This window comes from Leifsonia sp. HAY1-4F, from assembly GCF_056755275.1.
Window position 1 is genome coordinate 21,756 of sequence record NZ_JBNDHX010000044.1, and the last position, 6,778, is coordinate 28,533.

7 protein-coding genes are annotated in these 6,778 nt (G+C 69.6%); 6 read left to right on the forward strand and 1 reads right to left on the reverse strand.

Annotation, left to right across the window (positions count from 1 at the left end):
* The first annotated feature begins 1 nt into the window (after position 1).
* Genes ACPYOG_RS10245 through ACPYOG_RS10260 form a run of 4 tightly spaced genes read left to right on the forward strand, consistent with a single transcriptional unit; the run spans position 2 to position 3,282 of the window.
* The gene (locus ACPYOG_RS10245; protein WP_481294126.1) at positions 2-907 is read left to right on the forward strand and encodes a carbohydrate ABC transporter permease; all 906 of its coding nucleotides are present in this window, start codon (positions 2-4) and stop codon (positions 905-907) included.
* A gap of 28 nt (positions 908-935) precedes the next feature.
* Positions 936-2,114, forward strand: a complete 1,179-nt coding sequence (locus ACPYOG_RS10250; RefSeq protein WP_481294127.1) for a mandelate racemase/muconate lactonizing enzyme family protein — start codon at positions 936-938, stop codon at positions 2,112-2,114.
* Positions 2,111-2,449 (forward strand): L-rhamnose mutarotase, encoded by a 339-nt coding sequence (locus tag ACPYOG_RS10255; RefSeq protein WP_481294128.1) that lies wholly within the window; start codon positions 2,111-2,113, stop codon positions 2,447-2,449. The genes ACPYOG_RS10250 and ACPYOG_RS10255 overlap by 4 nt, the downstream gene beginning before the upstream one ends.
* Positions 2,446-3,282: an amidohydrolase family protein gene (locus tag ACPYOG_RS10260; protein ID WP_481294129.1), complete on the forward strand. Its 837-nt coding sequence runs from the start codon at positions 2,446-2,448 to the stop codon at positions 3,280-3,282. The genes ACPYOG_RS10255 and ACPYOG_RS10260 overlap by 4 nt, the downstream gene beginning before the upstream one ends.
* On the opposite strand, the gene ACPYOG_RS10265 is transcribed toward ACPYOG_RS10260, so the two are convergent.
* Positions 3,267-4,049 carry a FadR/GntR family transcriptional regulator gene (locus ACPYOG_RS10265; RefSeq protein ID WP_481294130.1) on the reverse strand — a complete coding sequence of 261 codons (783 nt, stop codon included), beginning with the start codon at positions 4,047-4,049 and terminating at the stop codon, positions 3,267-3,269. The genes ACPYOG_RS10260 and ACPYOG_RS10265 overlap by 16 nt on opposite strands.
* Before the next feature lie 76 nt (positions 4,050-4,125).
* Here ACPYOG_RS10265 and ACPYOG_RS10270 point away from each other — a divergent pair, with 76 nt between their 5' ends.
* Positions 4,126-5,307, forward strand: a complete 1,182-nt coding sequence (locus ACPYOG_RS10270) for an ROK family transcriptional regulator (protein ID WP_481294131.1) — start codon at positions 4,126-4,128, stop codon at positions 5,305-5,307.
* Between the two features lie 187 nt (positions 5,308-5,494).
* Entirely contained in the window at positions 5,495-6,724 is a 1,230-nt protein-coding gene (locus ACPYOG_RS10275; protein WP_481294132.1) for a multidrug effflux MFS transporter, read from the forward strand.
* Positions 6,725-6,778: the final 54 nt, after the last annotated feature.

Genomic DNA, 6,778 nt, shown 5'->3' on the forward strand with positions numbered 1-6,778 from the left:
CATGACCGCTCTCACCGGCGAGCGTCGCCGCCTGCCCAGCCTGCGCGGCTGGAGCGGCCGCTCCATCGCAGGCGTCGTGCTGGTCGTCTTCGTCCTGTTCTTCGCCATCCCCATCGTCTGGCTTCTATTTGCGGTGACCAAGTCCGCCAACGCGCTCATCGTCGCCAACCCGTTCTCGCTCGGGTCGTGGGGCGACTTCGTGGCGAACTGGAACCAGCTGTTCGGCTTCCAGGACGGCGCGGTCATCACCTGGATCGGCAACTCGGCGCTGTACTCGCTCGGCGCGCTGGTCATCACGCTGCTGGTCAGCATCCCGGCCGGCTACGCCCTGGCATTGACCGAGTTCCGGCTGCGCCGGGCCCTTCTCGTGCTGACCCTGGTCGTGATGCTGATTCCCAGCACCGCTCTCGTGCTTCCGATCTTCCTCGAACTGAACAGCGTCGGACTGATCGGGAGCCCGCTGTCGGTGATCCTGCCGATGTCGTTCTTCCCGTTCGGGGTGTACCTCACCTACATCTACTTCTCGACGAGCATCCCGCGGGATCTGCTGGCAGCCGCCCGGATCGACGGATGCTCCGAGTTCCAGGTGTTCACGCGGGTGGCCCTGCCGCTCGCCGCTCCGATCGTCGCGCTGGTGGCGTTCTTCAGCTTCGTGCAGAACTGGAACAACTTCTTCCTGCCGTTCGTCATGCTGCCCTCCAGCGACGGCTATCCCATCCAGGTCGGGCTCACGACGCTGCTCGCGTCGACCCCGGCGTTCAACCCCAGCTCGGCGGGATCCGACTCCGTCCAGCTGCCCACCCTCGCCCTGGCGACCATCGTGTCGATCCTCCCGGTCCTCATCGTCTTCCTCTTCTCGCAGCGATTCCTCGTCACGGGTATGACGGCAGGGGGGACCAAGGAATGACCGCGTCGCCGAAGAAGGAGAACCACCGATGAAGATCACCGGCTACCGCAGCCTCGCGACGGTCCACGACTGGGGCCGGGTCACCGGCGACGTCAACGGGGTGCACAGCGGCGACACCACCCCTGTGCATGTGCTGATCCTGGAGACGGACAGCGGGCTGGAAGGGGTCGGCGTCGGCGCGCATCCCGATGTCGCCCGCGTCTTCCCGGCCGTGGAGGGGGAAGATCCGCGCTCGGTCGTCGCCCTGTACGACCGGATGCTCGACTGGGTGTTCAAGGCCGGTCACTCCGGCAGCACGTTCGGTACGATCGGCGCGATCGACATGGCGCTCTGGGACCTCAAGGCGAAGGCAGCCGGGGAACCGCTGTGGCGCATGCTGGGAGCCCGCGAGCGCTTCGTCCCCGGGTACGCCTCGGGCCTGGAGTACGGATTGACCGACGACGAGCTCGCACAGCTGTACGGACGGTTCGCCGACCGCGGCTTCAAGGCAGGCAAGCTGAAGGGCGGCCGCGATCTGGACCGCGACCTGCCTCGGCTGGAGATCATGCGGGAGGTGCTCGGCCGCAACTCCCGGCATCCCGCCCTGATGTTCGACGTCAACGAGTCCTGGAACCACGCGCAGGCGGCTCGCTACATCGGCGCCATCGAGGAGCGGATGGACCTCACCTGGGTGGAGGAGCCGCTCCGGCGGTGGGACGCGGCGGGTATGGCCGCCTTGCGCGGCAAGATCCGTGCGGCCATCGCGAGCGGCGAGAACCTCACCGGGCTCGAGCAGTACCGTCCGCTGCTGGACGCGAACGCGCTCGACATCGTGCAGGTCGGCAACGTGTGGGGCATCACCCACTTCCTGCGGGTGGCGACCCTCGCGCACGGCCACGACCTCCCGGTCAGCCCGGTCGCGTACAACACGAACCCGATCGCGCATGCCGCTGCCGCCGTCCCGAACCTGCTCACCTTCGAGGTGCAGGACCTGGGATTCCCGGTGGGACTGGATGTGGACCAGGAGTTCGACGACGGCGGGATTGTCCTCGGCGACCGGCCCGGCATCGGCATCGTCGTCGACGAGTCCCTGCTCTCCAGCGACAGCGCCCAGGCCGTTCCGCCGGCGACCGGCCCGCACATCCGTCCGGAGCGCGCAGCCTTGCGCCTGGTGGCCGAGCCCGACGTGATCGACGACCCGACCGTCCCGCTGAGGCCCGTCTCGTGACCGCGGAACCGCGGCGCTTCGGCATGGTCGTCGGGGTGCGGCCCGAGAAGCGCGAGGAGTACCTGGAGCTGCACCGCTCGGTGTGGCCGGAGGTCGAGGCGGCACTTCGCGAAGGCAACATCCGCAACTACAGCATCTACGTCTTCGGGGACGTGCTGTTCGCGTACTACGAGTACGTCGGCGACGACTACGAAGCCGACATGCGGAGGCTTGACGCGGACGCGACGACGCAGCGCTGGCTGACCCACACCGATCCGTGCCAGGTCAGGGTCGCGGACGAACGCAACCCGGGGGCGCTGTGGCAGCCGCTCGACGAAGTGTGGCACCTGGGGTGAGCGAGCGCATCGACGCCCATGTCCATCTATGGAACCGTGCCCTCGACCCGCAGGACTGGATCGACCCGGACTCGATGGCCGTCATCGACCGCGACTTCGGTACCCCGGAGCTCGCCACGATGCTCCAGGCGACGGGGATGGAGCGGGCGATCGTCGTCCAGGCGAGCAACAGCCTGGGGGAGAGCCGGCGGCTCGCGCGCAGCGATCCTCGCGTCGTCGCGGGGCTGGTGGCCTGGGTCGACCTGAGCGCGGACGTCGCAGCGCAACTCAACCGGGTCCGGGACGGAGCGACGGTACCGGTGGTCGGCGTCCGGCACCTCGCGCACATCGACCCGGATCCCGGGTGGATGCTCGGAGCGTCCGTCGCCGCCGGCTTCGACGCGCTCGGCGACGCGGGACTGGTGTTCGACCTCGTGGTCCGCGATTGGCAGCTGCAGCAGGCGTCCACCCTGGCTCGCCGTCATCCGTCGCTGCGGTTCGTTCTCGATCACCTCGGCGGACCGCTCGCGGAGGATGCGGAAGCGGTCCGCTGGGAGCAGGGGATCCGCGAGCTGGCCGCGTTTCCGAACGTGTGGGCGAAGGTGTCGGGTCTGACGTCCGGTCTCGTCCCGGGCGCCTGGAGCGCGGAGGATCTCCGGCCGCTGGTCCAGACGACCCTCGACGCCTTCGGGGCCGGGCGGCTGCTGTACGGCTCGGACTGGCCGCTGGCCGAGCTCGGCGGGGGAGCGCCGGATTGGCGGGATGCCGCCGGGCAGCTGCTCGGGAGCCTGTCGCAGGCCGAAAGGGATGCTGTGTTCGGCGGCACGGCGGCCGAGGTCTACTCGCTCGGCTGAGCCTTCTTGGCGGCCTTCGTCCGTGGGGCGTGGTCGGGCAGCCTCCGTCGCTCCCACGACACGTGGATGTGGTCGTGCATCGCCTTCTCCGCGCCCGGGGCATCCCCGCGGCCGATGGCCTCCACGATGGCGGCGTGCTCGTCCAGCGTCAGGGCGACCGCATCCGGCGGATTGATGCCCTGATAGCGGGTGGATTCGACCGCCCGTTTGTACAGGTGCTTCGCGATGTTCTCGGCCAGCCGGTTGCCCGAGATCTCCATCAGGGCGTAGTGGAAGATGACGTCCGCCTGGCGGAAGGAGTCCGTCTCGGACTCGCTCGCGCGCATCGCGGTGAGCGCGTTCTCGAGCCGGAGGAGCTCCTCGGAGGTGTGCGACTGGGCCACGGCGGCGGCCATCGCGGACTCCAGGCTCGCGCGCACGATCGTCAGTTCGTCGAGCACGCCGAGGCTCTCGTCGTTGTCGATGAGTGCGGACAGCACCACCGGGTCGAGCATGTTCCAGTACCCCGGAGCGAGGACCTGCGTGCCGCGGCCCTGCGACACGATGACGAGCCCCTTCTCCTCGAGCCGCTTGACCGACTCCCGGAGCACGGTGCGGCTCACCCCGAAGTGCTCGCTGAGCGGCCCTTCCGGCGGCAGGAGGTCGCCCTCCTTCAACTGCCCCGTGACGATGAGCTCCACGAGCTCCGCCACGACGGCCACTCCGAGGCGCGCCGCGGGCAGCCGCTGGGGGATCAGCCGGGAGGCGGCCATCGCGTCGAGTGCCATACGTATGACCTTACCGCCGCCAAGCGGGAGGCGGCAGAGCGCCCGCGGCCGCGACGACGATACAGTTACGGGGAAAATGAATGACAGGGCGAGCGCGGGGACCAACCTCGACACGGTGCGGCGGCACAACCTCGCCACCGTGCTCGGACTCGTGCATCGCGAGGGGCCCCTGGCCCGCTCGACGCTCACCCAGGCGACCGGGCTCAACCGGTCGACCATCGGCGCGCTCGTCGGCGAGCTCGCCGACCTCGGCCTCGTGCAGGAGCGCGAGCCCGAGGCGAGCAACCGGGTCGGCCGCCCCTCGCCGGTCGTCGCTCCCGATGGGCGCGTCGTCGCGCTGGCCCTCAACCCGGAGATCGACGCCATCACCGTCGGAGTGGTGGGACTGGATGCGAGCGTGCAGCGGCGCGTGCGGTTCCCGACCGCGCACATCCCGACCGCGGCCGAGGCCGTGCGGATCGCCGCGGCCGTCATCGATGGACTCCGGCCGGAACTGTCGGCCGCAACGCGCATCGTGGGGATCGGCGTCGCCGTCCCCGGTCTGGTGCGCGAGGACGACGGCGTCGTCCGTCTCGCACCGCACCTGGAGTGGGCGGAGGAGCCGTTCGCTGCGGAGCTGGCCGCCGCAACGGGGTTCCCGGTCCGCGCGGCGAACGACGCGAGCCTCGGCGCCAACGCCGAGCGCCTGTTCGGCGCCGGCCGCGGCGCGAGCGACCTGGTGTACCTCAACGGCGGCGCGTCCGGCATCGGCGCCGGGGTCATCGCCGGAGCCGTCCCGCTGACCGGCATCAGCGGCTACGCCGGCGAGCTCGGTCACACCCTCGTCAACTCGGCGGGTGTGCGTTGTCATTGCGGCGCGATCGGGTGCCTCGAGACGGAGGTGAGCCAGGGGGCGCTGCTGCGCGTCCTGGGGATGGATGCGGCCGACCCGGAGGAACTCGAGCGCGCGCTGACGGCGGCGGTCGCCGCCGGCGAGCCGCAGGTCACCGCCGAGGTCGAGCGCCAGCTCGGGTTCCTCGCGACGGCCCTGCGCACCGCGACGAACGTGTTCGACCCCCAGCTGATCGTGCTCGGAGGATTCCTCGGCTCGCTCCACGGACTGGACCCCGAGCGCCTGCCGCGCCTCGTCTCCGCACAGGCGCTCGCCGCGAGCGCCGAGCGGCTGTCGATCGTGCGCGCGGAACTCGGCTCGGACATCCTCATGATCGGTGCGGCCGAACTCGCCTTCGGGCCACTGCTGGAGGCTCCGGCTTCCTGACCGCTATTCGAATGTGTACGTTCACATTTGCGTCCGAGCGCGTATAGGATTGGTTTCAGCCGTCGATCGAATCGATTCGAGGCTCCCACACAGCACCGCCTGCCGCGCGGTGCTGTTGTCATTGCGTCCGATGGTGGGCGGTGATGCCCTCCCAGCCCGTCCACTCTCGATTACCAAGGACTCTTTCGTGACCACCGTCGTGCATCCCGGAGACTCGCTCTCCGGTCGTCAGCGCCTCGCGTACATCCTCGTCCTGGGTGCGCTGACCGCACTCGGGCCCTTCACCATCGACACCTACCTGCCCGCGCTGCCCACCCTGCAGACCGAATTCGACGTCTCAACGGCCGCAATCCAGCTGACCCTGACGGCGACGACCATCGGATTCGCCGTGGGGCAGCTGCTCGTGGGCCCGTGGTCGGACAAGGTCGGCCGGCGGATGCCGCTGATGGTCGCGACCGCGGTGCACATCATCGCGTGTCTCTCCGCGGCGCTCGCGCCCAATGTCGAGCTGCTCGGGGTGGCGCGCGCACTGCAGGGCATCGGAGCTGCAGCCGGCGGTGTCGTCGCGATGGCGATGGTCCGAGACCTGTTCGGTGGTCGCCCGCTGGTGAGGATGCTGAGCCGCCTGGCCCTCGTCAACGGCCTCGCGCCGGTCCTCGCGCCTGTGCTCGGCTCGACGCTGCTGCTGGTGATGCCGTGGCGCGGCATCTTCGTGGTGCTCGCTGCGTACGGCCTGTTCGTCCTGGTGTGCGTCGCCCTCTGGATCGTGGAGACGCTCCCGAAGGCCCGTCGCCACGACGCCGGCCACGCCACGGTCGGCCAGCGCTACCGGTCGGTGCTCAGCGACCGCGTGTTCGTCGGGATCGCGATCGTCGGCGCCGCCAACTTCACCGGGCTGTTCTCCTACCTGTCGTCGAGCTCCTTCATCTTCCAGGAGATCTATCGCTTCAACGCCCAGGAGTACGGCCTCCTGTTCGCCGTCAACTCGATCGGCATCATCATCGGGGTGCAGTCGTCCGCACGGCTCACCAAGTACGTGGGGCCGCAGTGGATCCTCGCCTGCTCGACTGTCGTGATGCTCTTCGCCTCGGTGCTGATCGTCGTGCTCGACCAGGCGCACGTCGGGCTCTGGGGGACCGTCATCCCGCTCTGGTTCTTCATCGCCGCGTGCGGCTTCGGCTTCCCGTGCGTCCAGGTGCTCGCGCTCAACGGCCACGGGCACGAGGCCGGGACGGCGGCGAGCCTTCTCGGCGCGCTCAACTTCGGGACCGCCGGAATCGTCTCGCCGATCGTCGGCATCCTGGGCGTCGGCAGCGCCGCGCCGATGGGAGCCGTCATGGCGATCTGCGCCGTCATCTCGATCGCTTCCCTCTGGCTGGTCGTCCGCCCGCGCAGCGTGCCCGAACTGGCGCACTGACCCCTCCGCCCGGCCCCCTGTCTCTTATACACATCTGACGCTGCCGACGACGGA